Source organism: Synechococcus sp. TAK9802, from assembly GCF_014279535.1.
In the GTDB taxonomy this organism is placed as follows: domain Bacteria; phylum Cyanobacteriota; class Cyanobacteriia; order PCC-6307; family Cyanobiaceae; genus Parasynechococcus.
The window spans coordinates 1,273,779-1,289,867 of the sequence record NZ_CP047937.1; the positions used below are offsets into that span (position 1 = coordinate 1,273,779).

Here is a 16,089-nt window from a genome sequence, read left to right on the forward strand (position 1 = left end):
TGAGCAGGTCATGCACCACTTTCGGAGTCCCATCAACGTGATCCCAACGGCACAAGTGTCATGACACTCGGCGAACTCTTTCTCGAAGCCATGTCCACCGGCGTGATCACCAACGGTGAAATGGCGTGGGTGACCGCCCGCCAGGATCAATTCACACGAACTGAGGAGGCTGTCGCCCAACGGCTCGGCCGGTTGATCGACGAAGGAACGATTCAACTGGGTTGTCGCATGCCCATGGCCTGATTGAAGGCCTAGTGATGGTGCTTGCGTCGCCGCGAATGACGACGCATCCGCTTCACCAAACGGCCGCTGACAGAGCGGCTTTCAGCACATTCGAGCTGATTCCAGCGCCATCCCAGCCAGGACAGCACCACGACGATGGCAAGGGCAATCAACCAACCCACGGAGACAACGGCCTAAGAGAACAACGCAGGAACAAAGCTGCTGGAGCCCAGTTCTCTTCCATCGTTAATGAAACAGGTGGCGATGCAGTCAAGCCAGGCCTGAACCGACTCAATGCGTTGTACAGCGGCCAACGCAGCGCTGTCGCCGCTTCCCTGCTCAGCAGTGAAGGGAGCAGGTTTCAGCGCTGACCGTCCTGGTCAAGGCTGAACTCAAGCAACGCTGCCGTGAGCAAGGTCTTCATCGACTGCAGGGCCTCCTGCTCTCTGGGATCTGGCCCCCCGGGCCATTTCTCAAGGTGAAAGCTCACCGAGCGGTGGAGCAGGCGAACAGCTTCAAGGTCCAGATCGAACTGGAGGGTAGGGCGAGGCTCACTCATGGCTCCATTCTCCCCAACACCACGTTGACAGCCGATAGAACAGGAAGTAGTACATAGCTACCAATAAGACGCATATGGGCATCGTCAACGCTCCGCCGCCAAGCGCCTGGCCACCGATGGGATCAGGGCAACTCCGACCGAGCCGGTCCCTCATGGTGTGCCTCACCTGCCAGCACTTTCAACACACCCTTGCTGAGGCGGGGGTCACCCAGCCAGCCTGCGCACACCACCAACAGCGCATCCCCCAAGGAGTACACCTCACACACCGCTGCCATCAATGGATGCAACGGCTGGAGAAGGAGATCGGCTGGTGCCCTGAAGGGGCCTGATGCGCCGCCCAACCTTCACAGCCAACACAGCAACAAAAAGCCCCCTCCGAAGAGGGGGCTTTCCGATTCAGTTGATCTGAATCGTTTTGGCTGCTCCAAATGGAACAGGTTGATTCCGGATCAACCGATGGCAGGAGCCTGCAGAGCCACAGGAGTGGACTCAGCAGCAGCCAGGTCGAGGGGGAAGTTGTGAGCGTTGCGCTCATGCTGCACTTCCATGCCGAGGTTGGCGCGGTTCAGCACATCAGCCCAGGTGTTCAGGACGCGGCCCTGACTATCCAGGATGGACTGGTTGAAGTTGAAGCCGTTCAGGTTGAAGGCCATGGTGCTGATGCCCATGGACGTGAACCAGATGCCGACAACAGGCCAGGCGCCCAGGAAGAAGTGAAGGCTACGGCTGTTGTTGAAGGAGGCGTATTGGAAGATCAGGCGACCGAAGTAACCGTGGGCAGCCACGATGTTGTAGGTCTCTTCCTCTTGGCCGAACTTGTAGCCGTAGTTCTGGGACTCAGCCTCGGTGGTTTCACGCACCAGGGAGGAGGTCACCAGGGAGCCGTGCATGGCGGAGAACAGGCTGCCGCCGAAAACACCTGCGACGCCCAGCATGTGGAAGGGGTGCATCAGGATGTTGTGCTCAGCCTGGAACACCAACATGAAGTTGAAGGTGCCAGAAATGCCCAGGGGCATGCCATCAGAGAAGGAACCCTGACCGAAGGGGTACACCAGGAAAACAGCCATCGCTGCAGACAGCGGAGCGCTGTAAGCGACGCAGATCCAAGGGCGCATGCCCAGGCGGTAGGAGAGTTCCCACTGACGACCCATGTAGGCGGAAATGCCGATCAGGAAGTGGAAGCAGACCAACTGATAAGGGCCGCCGTTGTACAGCCACTCATCGAGGGAAGCAGCTTCCCAGATGGGATAGAAGTGCAGGCCAATGGCGTTTGAAGACGGAATAACAGCACCGGAGATGATGTTGTTGCCGTAGATCAAGGAGCCAGCGACGGGCTCGCGGATGCCATCGATATCAACCGGGGGAGCGGCGATAAAGGCAATGGTGAAGCAGATGGTGGCCGCCAGGAGGCAGGGAATCATCAGCACGCCGAACCAACCCACATAGATGCGGTTGTTGGTGTCGGTCACCCACTGACAAAAGGCTTCCCAATTGCTCTGGCGTCCGCTGCGAATTGCGGTGGACATAGAAGAAAAGAAGACGGATGAACCTCTCCCTCAAAAAAGGGGACAGGTGGATCAAGTGTATGGACGGAACGTTCCGTTACATGACAACTCAACAATCAGAATCAGGTCTCAAAAAAACTTCATTAAGTGCTTTATCAAGCGTTCATGAAGTTGCATGAAGCAGCCACTCGCGGGATTGCTGAACGAAGCCATTCCAGTTCACCCGTTCCTCCTCTGCAGCCCGAGCCACCAACAACGGAGCCTGCTGCTTCAACGCCACAAGATCAAGCTCGTCAACGCCCGCATTGATCGCCAGCCAATCCGCCATGGAGCGTCCCACCACACGGGTGAGGTAAGCCGCACTGAGGGCCTGCATCGAACCGGCGATCAGCCAGCTCCCCCCATCCAGCTTGGCTAGCCCCAGCAAGGTCTGTCCGGTCCACTCCACCACACCCTGGGCGAGGGCCACCCGAGCCAGCTGCGCCGCAGCTTCCCTCAGCACATCCGGTTGCAGCGATGTTCCCCAGATCTCTCCCATCTCCTTGATCATCAAACCGTTCGCCACCGCCACGGCCAGAAGATCAAGGCTGGCGATGGGGGAGGCCATCACCGACCCGGCCACCACCCACTGGGTGCGCTGCTGGATCTGCAGAAAGCGTTCGCGCCGAAGCGATTCGAGGTCACGCTGCCAACGGCGATGCAAGTCCGCCAGGAGTCGCGGACGCGTCTCCACCGCAGCCTGTTTCAGCGAACGGCGCAACGGTGCCAGGGCAGTGCGCAGCTGCATCGAAGACTCCTGAACCAGGATCCGCTCACGCCAGCGCTCGGGAAGGTCGTCCCGAACAGCTGCGACGGCATCAGTCGATGCGTCCTTCGCGTCGGTCGACACAAGCAGCCAGGCCGGCTGATCGTCCGGCACCTGCTGCAGCCAGAGCAGATCTGAAGCCAGCAGAGGCGCCTGCAGGCTGAACAGGATCAGATCCTGGTCCAGCAGGCCACCGGGCCAGGAACGGCTGCCGTCGTCAGTGGTCAGGGGATGGCAGAGCGACAGCATCACCGGCGCTGGGCCAGCAAGAGAGCTGCTGAGGTCTGCCTCATTCGGTCCCTGAGAGCCCCCCAAGGCGACCATCGCCATGCGCACAGGACCGCAGCGGTCCAGCACCCGTTTCAGTTCAGCGCGACGGGCCAGATCGGCAGAGGGTTGCTGCTCGAAACGTGCGAATTGATCCAGCACCTCTTGGCACCGAGCCAGCCAGCCAGCCAGCGATACCGGTGCTGTGAAGCGCGGCTGACTTGGCTTGCGGCCAATCCAGACCACAACGCCACCGGCGGCCAGCAGACCCAGCCCCCCGCCGGGAACATGCATCACATCACTGATCAGCCACTGTCCAGCAAGCAGACCAGCTCCAGCCAGAGCCAACGGCCGCAGCAGCGACGACGGTGGCACCACCAGTTCTGGCCATGAAGCCGGGAGTTTCAACAGATCGGCTGCTGTAGCAGTGGCCCTTCTTAGCTCAACCCACCACCTGACACCAGAACTTCAGGCCAGAAACACGAGTTCTCCATAAGTTGGGAACAGGCCGGAGTCAGCCGTGACACACAGTCATCCCAATGCGATGGTCGACAACCGCCGGGGGGTGCGCAGGGTTCTGATGGTGGCCCTGGGCCTGAACATCAGCATGTCGCTGCTGAAGCTTCTGGTGGGGGCCATGAGTGGTTCCCTGGCGGTGATCGCCGATGGCATGCACAGCGCCACCGATGCGTTGTCCAGCCTCACGGGACTGGTCACCAACAAACTGTCCGATCCGCGCCCCGACAGGGATCACCCCTACGGCCACCGCAAATACGAGGCGGTGGGAGCCCTGGGCATCGCTGGTTTCATCCTGTTCACAGCCCTTGAGATCCTGCTGCGTTCGGGGGAAAGGCTGCTCGAGGGCCTGCCACCGATCCGGGTGACCAGCCAGGAGCTGGTGCTGCTAACGCTGGTGCTGGGGTTCAACCTCCTGCTGGCGGGATATGAGCTGCGGGAAGGTCGGCGACTGAACAGCAACCTGCTCAAAGCGGATGCTCAACATGCGGCGAGCGACGTTTGGACCACCGTGGTGGTGCTGGTGGGCATGGCCGGGGCGGTGTGGCTGCAGGTGAGCTGGCTCGATGTTGCACTGTCCATCCCCATGGCACTCCTGCTGATCCGTGTGTGCTGGCAGGTGCTGCGCGGAACCTTGCCCTGGCTGGTGGACCACATGGCGGTTGCACCTGAAGCCATCTATGCCGAAGCGATGGCCACCGCCGGCGTCTTGAACTGCCACGACATCGCCAGCCGGGGCGTTCTGGGCCAGCAGGTGTTCATCGAAATGCATATGGTTGTCGACGCAGACGACCTCACCAAGGCGCACCGGATCACCGAACAGGTGGAAGAGCGCTTGGACGAAAGTTTCGGGCCGGTGCGGTGCACCATCCATCTGGAACCCAAGGACTACGTGGAGGACGGGATCACCTACACCGGCGCCCATGGCTGAGGTCGACACCACAACCCATGCGCTCGCTGGACTGACCGAGCGTCAGCAGCGGGGGCTGATTGAGGTGCTCGATGAAGTCCGTCGTGCCGAGGGCTGGTCGTGGCAACTGCCGGTGTTGCTGCGGGAGCGCTGCTGGCTGCGGCTGTCTCGAACTCCCCTGACCGAGCTGCATCGTTGGCTCCCTCCGGATGGGCGCGATGAAGCTCCCGAATTGATGCATTACCGGCGGTTGCTGCAGCAGGGGATGGATCCACTGTTGGCCCAACAGAGCTGCTGGCGGGAGTTCGGCATCGAGGACTGCCAAAGGGCGCTGCAGGACTACTGGAACAGTCGTGACACAGCCATCCACGGCTGGACAGCGGAGCGGTACCGACAACTGGTGAGCAGCTATCGCGAACGGATTGAACGGGGGATCACGGTGGTTCCGATGCTGGTGCTGGCTCGGAAGAACAGCGTTGAATGCCACCAGCTGCTCTGGATCACCGAAAACACCCCGGTGATGCGTCACACTTGCGCCTGATTCCAGGCCATTGGCCATGAGTGATTCCTACAGCGATCCCCAACAACAGGCGGGACAGGGAGACGGCGGCCGAGATGGTCAGCGCAGTCGTGGCAACCGTGGTGGCGGCCGTGAGGGCGGAGGCTTCCGGATTCGTCTGAGTGACAACGAAATGCGCTCAGCCCGGGCCCTGCAGGAGGCCTTCAATCTCCGCTCGACCGTGGCTGTGCTGGGTTTCGCGGTCCGCAGCCTTGGCCAAATGCTGGAGGACGGCCAACTCGACGCTCTGATCGAACAGCAGAAAAATCAGCCTGCCCGAGGTGGCCGGCGTGATGGTGGTGGTCGTGATGGTGGTGGTCGTGGCCGCCGCTTTGACGATGAGCGTGGTGGCCGTGGGTCCCGTCCGAATCCCTTTGCCCGACCAGCCAAACCCCAGCCGGAGGCTGCAGCTGAACCGGTTGCCGAGCCGGAGGCCGAACCGGTGGTGGAGTCAGAAGCAGCCGCCAGCGACGACACCAATACCGCAGCAACCGAGGCCTGATTGATGAGCCTGCCAAGGGTTCTTTCCGGGGTGCAACCGACCGGAGCACTGCACCTCGGCAATTGGCTGGGTGCCATCCGCAATTGGGTTGATCTGCAGGAGACCCACGACACCTTTGTATGTGTTGTGGATCTCCATGCCATCACCGTTCCCCATGACCCCAGCCGCCTGGCTGAGGACACACGTTCCACAGCAGCGCTCTACCTGGCCTGTGGCATGGACCCCAAACGCTGTTCGGTGTTTGTGCAGAGCCAGGTGGCAGCCCACAGCGAACTTTGCTGGTTGCTGAATTGCGTCACGCCGCTCAACTGGCTGGAGCGGATGATTCAGTTCAAGGAGAAAGCGGTGAAGCAGGGGGACAACGTCTCTGTGGGCCTGCTGGACTATCCGGTGTTGATGGCCGCCGACATCCTTCTTTATGACGCTGACCTGGTGCCCGTCGGTGAGGACCAGAAGCAGCACCTGGAGCTGGCGCGCGACATCGCCCAGCAGCGCATCAATGCCCGTTTCGGCGGCAAGGACACGCCGGTGCTCAAAGTGCCCAAACCGCTGATCCTCAAGGAGGGGGCACGTGTGATGAGCCTGACGGATGGTCGCAGCAAGATGAGCAAGAGCGATCCCAACGAGGGGAGTCGCATCACGCTTCTGGACCCTCCGGAGCTGATCACCAAAAAGATCAAACGCGCCAAGACCGATCCAGAGCGTGGCCTCGAATTCGGCAACCCCGATCGACCGGAAACCGACAACCTGCTTGGGCTCTACGCAATCCTGAGCGGCAAGGGGCGGGAGCAGGCCGCCACTGAATGCGCCGAGATGGGTTGGGGACAGTTCAAGCCGCTGCTGGCCGAAGCCACCGTGAGCGCGCTGGAACCCATCCAGGCCCGCTACCGGGAGCTGATGCAGGACCCCACAGAGCTCGATCAGGTGCTGAGAACAGGCCGTGAGAAGGCCGAAACCGTGGCCAACGCCACGCTTGAACGGGTTCGGGATGCCTTGGGTTTCGCCCGGCCAGCCTGATCAGCAACAAAGAGAAGCATTAGCTGCTCTGATCAATGCGACGGCCATGGGCTCAAGCCATGGCTCCTGAGACTTGAGCGAGACAACGTCAGCCGCAGACGCGAGTCTCGCAAGACTCTCAGCCTTTTCCCATCTGCTTATACACAGCACAGACAACGCGTCAACCCCTCAAGCACCGATCTCGCGTCCAGACCTCGTGGGCCAGCACTGTGATCGTCCACCTGATTGTCCTGCGTGCTTCGCCTTTTTTCTGCGTTCAGCCCAGCCACACGTTGGAGCCGGCCTGTCGTCGGTGCAGCCCTGACCGCAGGATTGGTGCTGTCCGCAGGAGCCAAACAGCCGCTCCAGAACGCAGAGGCGCCCGCAGAACAGGTTGAGCAAAGCGCCACCAGCAGCCGCAACACCAGCAGCCGCGCCACCCTGTCCTCCGGCAAAGAGGGTGGTCGTTACGAGCTGACACCTGAGCGACGCGCCCTGCTCAACACCATTCGCTACGCCGAGGGGACCTGGAAAGACGGCGAAGACAAGGGCTACCGGATCATGTACGGCGGCGGACAGTTTCAGGACCTCTCACGTCATCCCGAGCGGGTGATCGTGAAGCGCTACACCAGCGCCGCAGCTGGGGCCTATCAATTCCTGCCCAAGACCTGGAAAGGCGTGGCGAAGGAGCTCAAGCTTTCCAGCTTCGAGCCCAGGCATCAGGACCAAGCCGCTCTGCACCTTGTTGAGCGTCGCGGTGCTCTCAAGGAAATTGACCGGAAAGGGCTGACCAGGAACGCCATGGCGAAGCTGGCTCCCGAATGGGCATCCTTCCCCACCTGGACCGGCCGCTCCGCCTACGGTCAACCGGTGAAGAGCCCTCAGGACCTGGCGAGCTTCTACAGCAGCAACCTGCGCCAGCTGCGCAATCAGCTCGGGGCCTGAGGCGAACGGCTCGAGCCCAACCTTGCGGCTAGGGCCCACACCTCCGTGACCAAGCCATGCCACGGGTTCATCACCTCCATCGAAACGGCCATGGGCTGCGTTGATGCAGCCACAAGGGAGCGCGTTGCAGCAATGGCCTTCTTGCCGTCCTGCAGCCGCTCCTCCATAAGTAGACGCTCCTGCAACGGCATCACCTCCTCCGGACAGGCCTCCAGAAGCTCCTCACCGCGCTGAAACCAATGCTCGAAGTCATCGAGCAGAGATGCCAGCAACTCATCCAACAGTGCACCAGCGTCCTGGTTGGTTGACTCACCCACCTGTAGCCCTCGGGTCTCGCCCATAGGATGGCGGGCCCTGAACCTGAACCGGTGAGCAGCGCTGCAGCAACCACCCCAGCCCCTTCAGCACCGGTGGTTCTGCCCAAGACCAGCGAAAGCGATCAACTGCTGAAGATTCGGCACTCCATGAGCCATGTGATGGCCATGGCTGTGCAGCAGTTGTTTCCCAAGGCACGCGTCACCATCGGCCCCTGGACCGAAACAGGTTTCTATTACGACTTCGACAATCCCGATCCCTTCACCGAGGCCGACCTGAAGGCCATCAAGAAGGGGATGATCAAGATCATCAACAAAAAGCTGCCTCTCGAACGGGTCGAGGTGAGCCGGAACGAAGCCGAGGACAAAATCAAAGCCCAAAACGAGCCCTACAAGCTCGAGATTCTTGAAGGCCTGCAGGAGCCGATCACCCTCTACACCCTTGGTGAGGACTGGTGGGACCTCTGTGCTGGCCCCCACGTGGATCACACCGGCCAACTCAATGCCAAGGCCTTCGAGCTGGAAAGCGTGGCAGGCGCTTACTGGCGAGGCGATGAAACCAAAGCGCAGCTGCAACGCATCTACGGCACGGCCTGGGAAACCCCGGAACAGCTGGCGGAACACAAACGTCGCAAGGAAGAAGCGCTTCGCCGCGACCATCGCCGCATCGGCAAAGACCTCGACCTCTTCTCCATCGAGGATGAGGCCGGGGCTGGTCTGGTGTTCTGGCACCCCCGCGGTGCCCGCATGCGCCTGTTGATCGAGGAGTTCTGGCGCCAGGCCCACTTCGAGGGCGGATACGAGCTCCTTTACACCCCCCACGTGGCGGACATCAGCCTCTGGAAGACCTCAGGCCACCTCGACTTCTACGCCGAGAGCATGTTCGGCCCGATGGAGGTGGACGAACGGGAGTACCAGCTCAAGCCGATGAACTGCCCGTTCCACGTGCTCACCTACGCCAGCAAACTGCGCAGCTACCGGGAACTGCCGATCCGCTGGGCGGAGCTTGGAACGGTGTATCGCTACGAGCGGCCCGGCGTGATGCACGGTCTGATGCGGGTGCGGGGCTTCACCCAGGACGATGCCCACGTGTTCTGCCTGCCGGAGCAGATCAGCGACGAGATCCTGAAGATCCTCGATCTCACCGAACGGATCCTCTCCGCCTTCGATTTCAGCAATTACGAGATCAACCTCTCCACCCGCCCCGAGAAGTCCATCGGCGATGACGCCGTCTGGGACCTGGCCACCAAGGGACTGATTGAAGCCCTGGAGCGCAAGGGTTGGGCCTACAAAATCGATGAAGGCGGCGGTGCCTTCTACGGACCGAAAATCGACCTCAAGATCGAAGACGCCATCGGCCGGATGTGGCAGTGCTCCACGATCCAACTGGATTTCAACTTGCCGGAACGGTTCGAGCTCGACTACATCGCTGCCGACGGCAGCAAGCAGCGGCCGATCATGATCCACCGCGCCATCTTCGGTTCGCTGGAGCGGTTTTTCGGGATCATGACCGAGAACTACGCCGGCGATTACCCCTTCTGGCTAGCCCCCGAGCAGGTGCGTCTGCTGCCGGTCACCGACGAGGTGCAGCCCTACGCCGAGCAAGTGTTGGAAAAACTCACCAAAGCTGGCGTTCGCGCCACCATTGACCGCAGCGGTGACCGGCTCGGCAAGTTGATCCGCACCGGCGAACAGATGAAGATCCCCGTGCTGGCGGTCATCGGTGCCAAGGAAGCAGAACAGAACGCCGTGAGCCTTCGCAGCCGACGGGACGGTGACCTCGGGGTCACAGCGGTGGCCGACCTTCTCAGTGCTGCCCAGATGGCCAACAGCGAGCGCGCCGCGGGCCTGGAGCTGAACCGATGACGGATACCCATGTGCAGCACCTGGCCGATCTCGCGCGTCTGCGGGGAGCGCCGGAGTTGGCTCCCCAGATCAGAAACGAGCTGAGAGGAGAACTCGATCAGGCGATGGCCCAGGCCAGCTGGTTCACCATCGGCGTCATGGCCCCGTCCAGGGAGCAGGCCCTCACAGCGATGCGCAGCCTCGAGCAAAGCAAACAGTGGGAGCCGCTGGAGCTCGTCGACAGCCCCGAGGAGCAGGGCCCTGTTTTCTTGAAAGCCAATCAGAAGGGGGGCACGATCCGCATTCGGATCGAGCACGGCCTTGGCGAAGGAATTCTGATCAGTGGCCACGGTGACGACGACACCACGCCAAGCCCCACCTGGGGACCGCTCCCACTGGACTTCTTTTCCTGAGCCAACCACGCTGGTAGGAGTTGCCGCAGCCCTGGATGGCCACCAGCACACTCCTGGCGGGGGACATGGGAGGCACCAAGACTCTGCTTGCTCTCTACGGGAGTGAGGCGGGCCAGCTGCGCCTGCTGCATCAGGAACGCTTCCACTCGGGAGAATGGCCAACCCTTGAGCCGATGCTCGAGGCCTTCCTCAACAATCGCCCCGCCGATCTCCCAGCTCCAGCGCATGCCTGCATCGCTGTTGCCGGTCCGGTGCGACACAGGGAGGCCAGGATCACCAACCTGCCCTGGAGGTTGCGGGAGGCCGACCTGGCGCGGGCTGCGGGCATGGAACAGCTCGAGCTGGTGAATGATTTCGGCGTGCTGATTTACGGGCTGCCCCATTTCGACAGCCATCAGCAGGTGATCCTTCAGAAGGGCCACCAAGACGAGGGCCCTCTGGCCATTCTTGGGGCCGGCACCGGTCTCGGCATGGCGCGAGGCCTCCAGAGCGAACAGGGACTGTTGGCCTTGGCGAGCGAAGGAGGGCACCGCGAATTTGCTCCGCGCAACGAAGCGGAATGGGAGCTGGCCTGCTGGCTCAAACAAGACCTCGGCGTCAGCCGCCTGTCGATCGAACGCATCGTGAGTGGCACCGGCTTGGGGCATGTGGCCCACTGGCTGCTTCAGAAACCCGATGCCGCCATGCACCCCCTGCGCAGCGTGGCTGAGGCTTGGCGGCGCAACAGCTCCAACGATCTTCCCGCTCAGGTGAGCGTTGCCGCTGAAGGGGGTGATCCCTTGATGCAACGCGCCCTACAGCTTTGGCTGGAGGCCTATGGCTCAGCGGCAGGCGATCTTGCCCTTCAGGAACTCTGCACAGGAGGCCTCTGGGTTGGCGGGGGCACCGCATCAAAACAATTGAAGGGACTGCAATCCGCCAGCTTTCTCAATGCGATGCGCGACAAGGGACGCTTCCGCGAACTGATCGAAGGGATGCAGGTCACAGCGGTGATCGATCCCGATGCCGGACTGTTCAGTGCAGCCTGTCGCGCCCGGATGCTGGCGGAGTCAGGTGGGACACTGGCCTGAGCAGAGGATCAGCGATGGCGCAGCCGCGCATCGGTCAGAAAGTGGTCGTGGACGTCCCGGCAACCACCGCCAATCTGGGCCCCGGATTTGACTGCCTCGGTGCAGCCCTTGATCTGAACAACCGCTTCGCGATGCGGCGAATCGAAGGGGGCGGTGAACGATTTGAGCTGATTATTGAGGGAACGGAAGGCAGTCACCTCCGGGGTGGGCCGGAGAACCTCGTTTACCGAGCGGCCCAACGGGTGTGGAAAGCGGCTGGGCTGGAACCCGTCGCCCTTGAGGCACGGGTGCGTCTTGCCGTGCCGCCGGCACGGGGGCTGGGCAGCAGTGCCACGGCGATCGTGGCGGGATTGATGGGAGCCAATGCCCTCGTCGGTGAGCCCCTCTCCAAGGAGAAGCTGCTGGAGCTGGCCATCGATATCGAAGGTCACCCGGACAACGTTGTGCCCTCGCTTCTAGGGGGCCTCTGCATGACCGCCAAGGCCGCATCGAAGCGCTGGCGCGTGGTGCGTTGCGAATGGACGCCGAGCGTGAAGGCGGTCGTGGCGATTCCATCGATTCGCCTGAGCACAAGTGAAGCCCGCCGGGCCATGCCAAAGGCCATCCCGGTTGGCGACGCTGTGGTCAACCTGGGTGCCCTGACGCTGCTGCTGCAAGGGCTGCGCACCGGCAATGGTGATCTGATCTCCGACGGCATGCACGATCGGTTGCACGAGCCTTACCGCTGGCGCCTGATCAAAGGCGGCGACCAGGTCAAACAGGCCGCCATGGACGCGGGAGCCTGGGGCTGCGCCATCAGCGGAGCCGGACCAAGCATCCTGGCTCTGTGCGAGGAAGACAAAGGCCCAGCCGTCAGCCGAGCCATGGTCAAAGCCTGGGAGGCTGCCGGGGTCGCCAGCCGCGCGCCGGTGCTGAATTTGCAGACCTCAGGCAGCCACTGGCAACCGGCCGACGATGAGTAGATCCACCTAAACAGGGCATTCAGCCCTGTTAGCTTTGTTAAAGATTGCGGACACGGAATGGACGCTGGGTTAGCAGAGCTTGCTGTCTCGGGCAGTCCCTTCCCTTGTTTATCGCTGATTGTGCTGTTGCCAGCGGCAGCAGCTCTGGTGCTGCCGCTGGTTCCGAGCAGCGAAGAGAAACCATCCCCCGCGCCCAAAATCATCACCCTGGGCGTCCTGCTGGTCGATCTTCTTTTGATGATGGGGGTGTTTGCCACCCGCTTCGACCCCAGCACTGAAGGGCTGCAGCTGGTGGAGCGGGTGAGCTGGCTCCCTGCACTCGGACTGGAATGGTCCCTTGGTGTGGATGGTCTTTCAGCACCTCTTGTGGTGCTGAGCGGCCTGGTCACGTTCCTTTCTGTGGCGGCCAGCTGGTCGGTTCAGCGCAAATCCCGGCTCTACTTCGCCCTGATGCTTGTGCAGGCCTCGGCCCAGGGCCTGGTCTTTCTGTCGCAAGACTTTCTGCTCTTCTTCCTGGCCTGGGAGCTGGAACTGGTTCCCGTCTACCTGCTGATTGCCATCTGGGGCGGACAAAACCGCCAGTACGCCGCGACCAAATTCATCCTCTACACAGCCCTGGCCTCTCTGCTGATCTTGATCAGCGGTCTGGCACTGGCCCTCTCCGGTGACACGTTCACCTTCAACATCACGGAACTGGCGGCTCGTTCTCCGGGCGGCAGCTTCGGCCTGTTGTGTTACGTGGGTTTCTTGATTGGTTTCGGCGTGAAACTGCCGATGTTCCCGCTCCACACCTGGCTGCCCGATGCCCACGGTGAGGCCAACGCTCCGGTGTCGATGCTTCTGGCCGGCGTGCTCCTGAAGATGGGCGGCTACGCCCTGCTGCGCTTCAACGTGCAGATGCTTCCAGAAGCTCACGCCACCTTGGCGCCAGCCCTGGTGATCCTTGGGATCGTCAACATCGTTTACGGCGCTCTCAACGCCTTCGCCCAGGACAACGTGAAACGCAGGATTGCCTGCAGTTCCGTGAGTCATATGGGCTTTGTGCTGGTGGGGATCGGTGCCGTTGATGCCCTGGGAATCAGCGGAGCCATGCTCCAGATGGTGAGCCATGGCCTGATCGCAGCCGCGATGTTCTTCGTGACGGGCGTCTTCTACGAGCGAACCAAGACCCTCTCGATCCCCAACATGGGCGGATTGGCCAAGGCGCTGCCCATCACGTTTGCCTTCTTCCTGGCCAGCTCCCTGGCTTCGCTGGCGCTGCCGGGCATGAGTGGCTTCATCAGTGAAATCACCGTGTTCCTTGGCATCACCAGCCAGGAAGCCTTCACGTCAGTGTTCCGATCGATCACCGTTCTGCTGGCCGCCATCGGACTGGTGCTCACACCGATTTATCTGCTCTCCATGTGCCGACGGGTGTTCTTTGGCCCCAGGATTCCGGCCCTGGCCAGCGTCGCTGACATGCGCCCCAGGGAGCTGGTGATTGGCCTGAGCCTGCTGGTGCCAACCCTGGTGATCGGCATCTGGCCCCGCATTGCCATGGACCTCTACGAAGCTTCCACCAACGCTCTGGCCCTGCAGTTCATTGCCAGCTGAGATGTCGACTGTTTCCCCCCTCCTGCGCGGCCAAGGGCTTCCCGAGTTCCGGGCCATTTCCCCTGAGCTCGTCAGCACAGACATCCCGGTTTTGCTCGCACAGCTGGATCGGGACTTCACTGCGCTCGAGCAGGCTCTTGAGACAGCCCTCGCCGGCCCCTCGAAGCTGTCCTGGGATCGGGTGATGCAACCGCTGCAGGCCATCGGCGAACGGCTGCGTTGGAGCTGGGGTGTGGTGTCACACCTCAATGGCGTCTGCAATTCCCCTGAGCTGCGCGATGCCCATGCCGCCCAGCAACCGGATGTTGTGCGTCTCAGCAACCGGCTTGGCCAAAGCCAGATTCTTCATCGGGCCTTGATGGCCCTCCAAAGCGATCCCTCCGAACCGCTCAACCCAACCCAGGAGCGGATCCTGAAATCCGAGCTGCTCTCGATGCAGCAGCGCGGTGTTGGCCTCAGTGGCGATGAGAAGGCAGCCTTCAACAGCACCAGTGAACGCCTGGCTGCTCTCTCCACCCAGTTCGGCAACCACGTGCTCGATGCAACGCAGCAGTGGACCCTGAAACTCAGCCAGCCCCATGAGGTGGAAGGCCTGCCGCAACGGGCCTTGGAGGCACTGGCTGCCGCAGCGCGTGAAGCAGGGGATGCTGATGCGTCTGCGGGGTCCGGCCCGTGGCTGCTGGGACTGGACATGCCTCGCTATCTGCCCTTCCTCACGCACGCCAACAACCGATCCCTGCGGGAGAAGGCCTATCGCGCCCATGTGGGGCGGGCCAGTGAAGGCGAACTCGACAACCGTGCACTGATCGAGGAGATCCTGACCCTGAGGCGCGAGCAAGCGTCCCGCCTGGGCTATGCCCATTGGGCTGACCTCAGCCTCAGCGCCAAGATGGCTGACGATGTTCTGGCGGTGGAAGCACTGCTGGAAGAACTGCGCGCTGCGGCATACCCAGCAGCTGAGCAAGAACTGCAGGATCTCCAAGCCATCGCCAGGGAGCACAAGGCCCCCGAAGCCGATGAGCTGGCCCCTTGGGACATCGCCTACTGGTCGGAGAAGTTGCGCAAATCCCGGTTCGATCTGGACCAAGAGGCGCTGCGTCCCTGGTTCCCGCTGCCGCAGGTGCTCGAAGGCCTATTCAGCCTTTGTACGCGTCTGTTCGACGTCGAGATCGTTGCCGCCGACGGCGAAGCACCGACCTGGAACGACGATGTGCGCTTCTTCCGGGTGAAGCGCTCCGATGGCACACCCATTGCCGGCTTCTACCTCGACCCCTACAGCAGGCCCGCCAGCAAACGCGGCGGAGCCTGGATGGATGAATGCCTGGGCCTGAGCAAGAAACCCGATGGCTCTGTGGTGCTGCCGGTGGCCTATCTGGTCTGCAACCAGACCCCACCTGTGGGCGACACGCCCAGCCTGATGAGCTTTGAGGAAGTGGAGACCCTCTTCCATGAATTCGGTCATGGGCTCCAGCACATGCTCACCACCGTTGAGGAACCGGAAGCCGCCGGCATCAGCAACGTGGAATGGGATGCCGTGGAACTCCCCAGCCAGTTCATGGAGAACTGGTGCCTTGATCACGCCACCTTGATGGGCATGGCGCGCCACTGGCAAACCGGTGAACCCCTGCCTGAATCGGAATTCAACAAACTGCGCAGCAGCCGCACCTTCAATGCAGGCCTCGCCACCCTGCGGCAGGTTCACTTTGCCTTGAGTGACCTTCGTCTCCACAGCCAGTGGACCCCGGAACTTGGCGTCAGCCCTGACGGACTGCGCCGTGAGATCGCCGCCACCACCACGGTGATGGATCCCATCCCGGAGGATCAGTTCCTCTGCGCCTTCGGCCACATCTTCGCGGGGGGCTACTCCGCCGGGTACTACTCCTACAAGTGGGCTGAGGTGCTCAGCGCAGATGCCTTCTCCGCTTTTGAGGAGGTGGGTCTGGATCAGGAGGATCAGGTGCGTGCAACGGGAGCCCGCTTCCGCGACACCGTGCTCAGCCTCGGTGGCAGCCGATCTCCAGCAGAGGTGTTTGAAGCCTTCCGAGGCCGTCCTGCCAGCACCGAAGCCCTGATTCGCCATTCCGGCCTGGTGGCCACGGCCTGAGC

The 16,089-nt window shown here is 62.0% G+C and carries 18 protein-coding genes; 12 read left to right on the top strand and 6 right to left on the bottom strand.

Translation table 11 applies throughout. The annotated features are described in order from the left end of the window. Positions 1-60: 60 nt before the first annotated feature. Complete coding sequence (locus SynTAK9802_RS07455; protein WP_041434599.1) at positions 61-243, top strand: hypothetical protein; 183 nt, start codon at positions 61-63, stop codon at positions 241-243. A gap of 8 nt (positions 244-251) precedes the next feature. On the opposite strand, the gene SynTAK9802_RS07460 is transcribed toward SynTAK9802_RS07455, so the two are convergent. The 5 genes from SynTAK9802_RS07460 to SynTAK9802_RS07480 all read right to left on the bottom strand — a co-directional run bounded on the left by SynTAK9802_RS07460 (position 252) and on the right by SynTAK9802_RS07480 (position 3,766). After that, the gene (locus SynTAK9802_RS07460; protein WP_170950581.1) at positions 252-404 is read right to left on the bottom strand and encodes a hypothetical protein; all 153 of its coding nucleotides are present in this window, start codon (positions 402-404) and stop codon (positions 252-254) included. A gap of 179 nt (positions 405-583) precedes the next feature. After that, positions 584-781, bottom strand: a complete 198-nt coding sequence (locus tag SynTAK9802_RS07465; protein WP_006851951.1) for a hypothetical protein — start codon at positions 779-781, stop codon at positions 584-586. Between the two features lie 122 nt (positions 782-903). Then, complete coding sequence (locus SynTAK9802_RS07470; RefSeq protein WP_186495607.1) at positions 904-1,122, bottom strand: hypothetical protein; 219 nt, start codon at positions 1,120-1,122, stop codon at positions 904-906. A gap of 108 nt (positions 1,123-1,230) precedes the next feature. Further along, the gene (psbA, locus tag SynTAK9802_RS07475; protein ID WP_006850794.1) at positions 1,231-2,307 is read right to left on the bottom strand and encodes a photosystem II q(b) protein; all 1,077 of its coding nucleotides are present in this window, start codon (positions 2,305-2,307) and stop codon (positions 1,231-1,233) included. Positions 2,308-2,449: 142 nt separating this feature from the next. Then, a complete protein-coding gene (locus tag SynTAK9802_RS07480) occupies positions 2,450-3,766 on the bottom strand; it encodes a YcjF family protein (protein WP_186495608.1) in 1,317 nt (438 codons plus the stop codon). A 136-nt stretch (positions 3,767-3,902) separates the two neighbouring features. Between SynTAK9802_RS07480 and SynTAK9802_RS07485 the strand changes: the two genes are divergently transcribed. The 5 genes from SynTAK9802_RS07485 (at position 3,903) to SynTAK9802_RS07505 (ending at position 7,786) form a co-directional block, all read left to right on the top strand. Further along, on the top strand, positions 3,903-4,805 hold the full coding sequence (locus SynTAK9802_RS07485) for a cation diffusion facilitator family transporter (RefSeq protein WP_186498095.1): 903 nt from the start codon (positions 3,903-3,905) through the stop codon (positions 4,803-4,805). Continuing rightward, positions 4,798-5,325 carry a hypothetical protein gene (locus SynTAK9802_RS07490; protein ID WP_115082093.1) on the top strand — a complete coding sequence of 176 codons (528 nt, stop codon included), beginning with the start codon at positions 4,798-4,800 and terminating at the stop codon, positions 5,323-5,325. The genes SynTAK9802_RS07485 and SynTAK9802_RS07490 overlap by 8 nt, the downstream gene beginning before the upstream one ends. A 16-nt stretch (positions 5,326-5,341) precedes the next feature. Next, positions 5,342-5,845, top strand: coding sequence for a hypothetical protein (locus SynTAK9802_RS07495; RefSeq protein ID WP_186495609.1), 504 nt, complete (start codon positions 5,342-5,344; stop codon positions 5,843-5,845). A 3-nt stretch (positions 5,846-5,848) separates the two neighbouring features. After that, the gene (trpS, locus tag SynTAK9802_RS07500) at positions 5,849-6,862 is read left to right on the top strand and encodes a tryptophan--tRNA ligase (RefSeq protein WP_186495610.1); all 1,014 of its coding nucleotides are present in this window, start codon (positions 5,849-5,851) and stop codon (positions 6,860-6,862) included. Between the two features lie 234 nt (positions 6,863-7,096). Next, the gene (locus SynTAK9802_RS07505; RefSeq protein ID WP_186495611.1) at positions 7,097-7,786 is read left to right on the top strand and encodes a glycoside hydrolase family 104 protein; all 690 of its coding nucleotides are present in this window, start codon (positions 7,097-7,099) and stop codon (positions 7,784-7,786) included. Here the strand turns inward: SynTAK9802_RS07505 and SynTAK9802_RS07510 are convergent. Continuing rightward, positions 7,771-8,127 (bottom strand): DUF2605 family protein, encoded by a 357-nt coding sequence (locus SynTAK9802_RS07510; protein ID WP_186495612.1) that lies wholly within the window; start codon positions 8,125-8,127, stop codon positions 7,771-7,773. The genes SynTAK9802_RS07505 and SynTAK9802_RS07510 overlap by 16 nt on opposite strands. Positions 8,128-8,130: 3 nt before the next feature. Between SynTAK9802_RS07510 and thrS the strand changes: the two genes are divergently transcribed. Genes thrS through SynTAK9802_RS07540 form a run of 6 tightly spaced genes read left to right on the top strand, consistent with a single transcriptional unit; the run spans position 8,131 to position 16,087 of the window. Beyond that, positions 8,131-9,966, top strand: a complete 1,836-nt coding sequence (gene thrS / locus SynTAK9802_RS07515) for a threonine--tRNA ligase (protein WP_186495613.1) — start codon at positions 8,131-8,133, stop codon at positions 9,964-9,966. After that, positions 9,963-10,358, top strand: coding sequence for a DUF1824 family protein (locus tag SynTAK9802_RS07520; RefSeq protein ID WP_186495614.1), 396 nt, complete (start codon positions 9,963-9,965; stop codon positions 10,356-10,358). The genes thrS and SynTAK9802_RS07520 overlap by 4 nt, the downstream gene beginning before the upstream one ends. 35 nt (positions 10,359-10,393) lie before the next feature. Then, a complete protein-coding gene (locus SynTAK9802_RS07525) occupies positions 10,394-11,428 on the top strand; it encodes a glucokinase (RefSeq protein ID WP_186495615.1) in 1,035 nt (344 codons plus the stop codon). 14 nt (positions 11,429-11,442) lie between these two features. Beyond that, the gene (thrB, locus tag SynTAK9802_RS07530; RefSeq protein WP_186495616.1) at positions 11,443-12,390 is read left to right on the top strand and encodes a homoserine kinase; all 948 of its coding nucleotides are present in this window, start codon (positions 11,443-11,445) and stop codon (positions 12,388-12,390) included. Positions 12,391-12,447: 57 nt separating this feature from the next. After that, complete coding sequence (locus SynTAK9802_RS07535; RefSeq protein ID WP_186495617.1) at positions 12,448-13,983, top strand: NAD(P)H-quinone oxidoreductase subunit 4; 1,536 nt, start codon at positions 12,448-12,450, stop codon at positions 13,981-13,983. A 1-nt stretch (position 13,984) separates the two neighbouring features. Continuing rightward, a complete protein-coding gene (locus tag SynTAK9802_RS07540) occupies positions 13,985-16,087 on the top strand; it encodes a M3 family metallopeptidase (RefSeq protein WP_186495618.1) in 2,103 nt (700 codons plus the stop codon). The last annotated feature ends 2 nt before the right edge of the window (positions 16,088-16,089 follow it).

What these genes read in the sequence shown, in the direction of transcription:
- trpS (WP_186495610.1), top strand. Translation starts at nt 5,849, where the DNA reads ATGAGCCTGCCAAGGGTTCTTTCCGGGGTGCAACCGACCGGAGCACTG.
- SynTAK9802_RS07490 (WP_115082093.1), top strand. Translation starts at nt 4,798, where the DNA reads ATGGCTGAGGTCGACACCACAACCCATGCGCTCGCTGGACTGACCGAG.
- SynTAK9802_RS07455 (WP_041434599.1), top strand. Translation starts at nt 61, where the DNA reads ATGACACTCGGCGAACTCTTTCTCGAAGCCATGTCCACCGGCGTGATC.
- SynTAK9802_RS07510 (WP_186495612.1), bottom strand. Translation starts at nt 8,127, where the DNA reads ATGGGCGAGACCCGAGGGCTACAGGTGGGTGAGTCAACCAACCAGGAC.
- thrB (WP_186495616.1), top strand. Translation starts at nt 11,443, where the DNA reads ATGGCGCAGCCGCGCATCGGTCAGAAAGTGGTCGTGGACGTCCCGGCA.
- SynTAK9802_RS07520 (WP_186495614.1), top strand. Translation starts at nt 9,963, where the DNA reads ATGACGGATACCCATGTGCAGCACCTGGCCGATCTCGCGCGTCTGCGG.
- SynTAK9802_RS07525 (WP_186495615.1), top strand. Translation starts at nt 10,394, where the DNA reads ATGGCCACCAGCACACTCCTGGCGGGGGACATGGGAGGCACCAAGACT.
- SynTAK9802_RS07540 (WP_186495618.1), top strand. Translation starts at nt 13,985, where the DNA reads ATGTCGACTGTTTCCCCCCTCCTGCGCGGCCAAGGGCTTCCCGAGTTC.
- SynTAK9802_RS07535 (WP_186495617.1), top strand. Translation starts at nt 12,448, where the DNA reads ATGGACGCTGGGTTAGCAGAGCTTGCTGTCTCGGGCAGTCCCTTCCCT.
- thrS (WP_186495613.1), top strand. Translation starts at nt 8,131, where the DNA reads ATGGCGGGCCCTGAACCTGAACCGGTGAGCAGCGCTGCAGCAACCACC.
- SynTAK9802_RS07485 (WP_186498095.1), top strand. Translation starts at nt 3,903, where the DNA reads ATGGTCGACAACCGCCGGGGGGTGCGCAGGGTTCTGATGGTGGCCCTG.
- psbA (WP_006850794.1), bottom strand. Translation starts at nt 2,307, where the DNA reads ATGTCCACCGCAATTCGCAGCGGACGCCAGAGCAATTGGGAAGCCTTT.
- SynTAK9802_RS07465 (WP_006851951.1), bottom strand. Translation starts at nt 781, where the DNA reads ATGAGTGAGCCTCGCCCTACCCTCCAGTTCGATCTGGACCTTGAAGCT.
- SynTAK9802_RS07495 (WP_186495609.1), top strand. Translation starts at nt 5,342, where the DNA reads ATGAGTGATTCCTACAGCGATCCCCAACAACAGGCGGGACAGGGAGAC.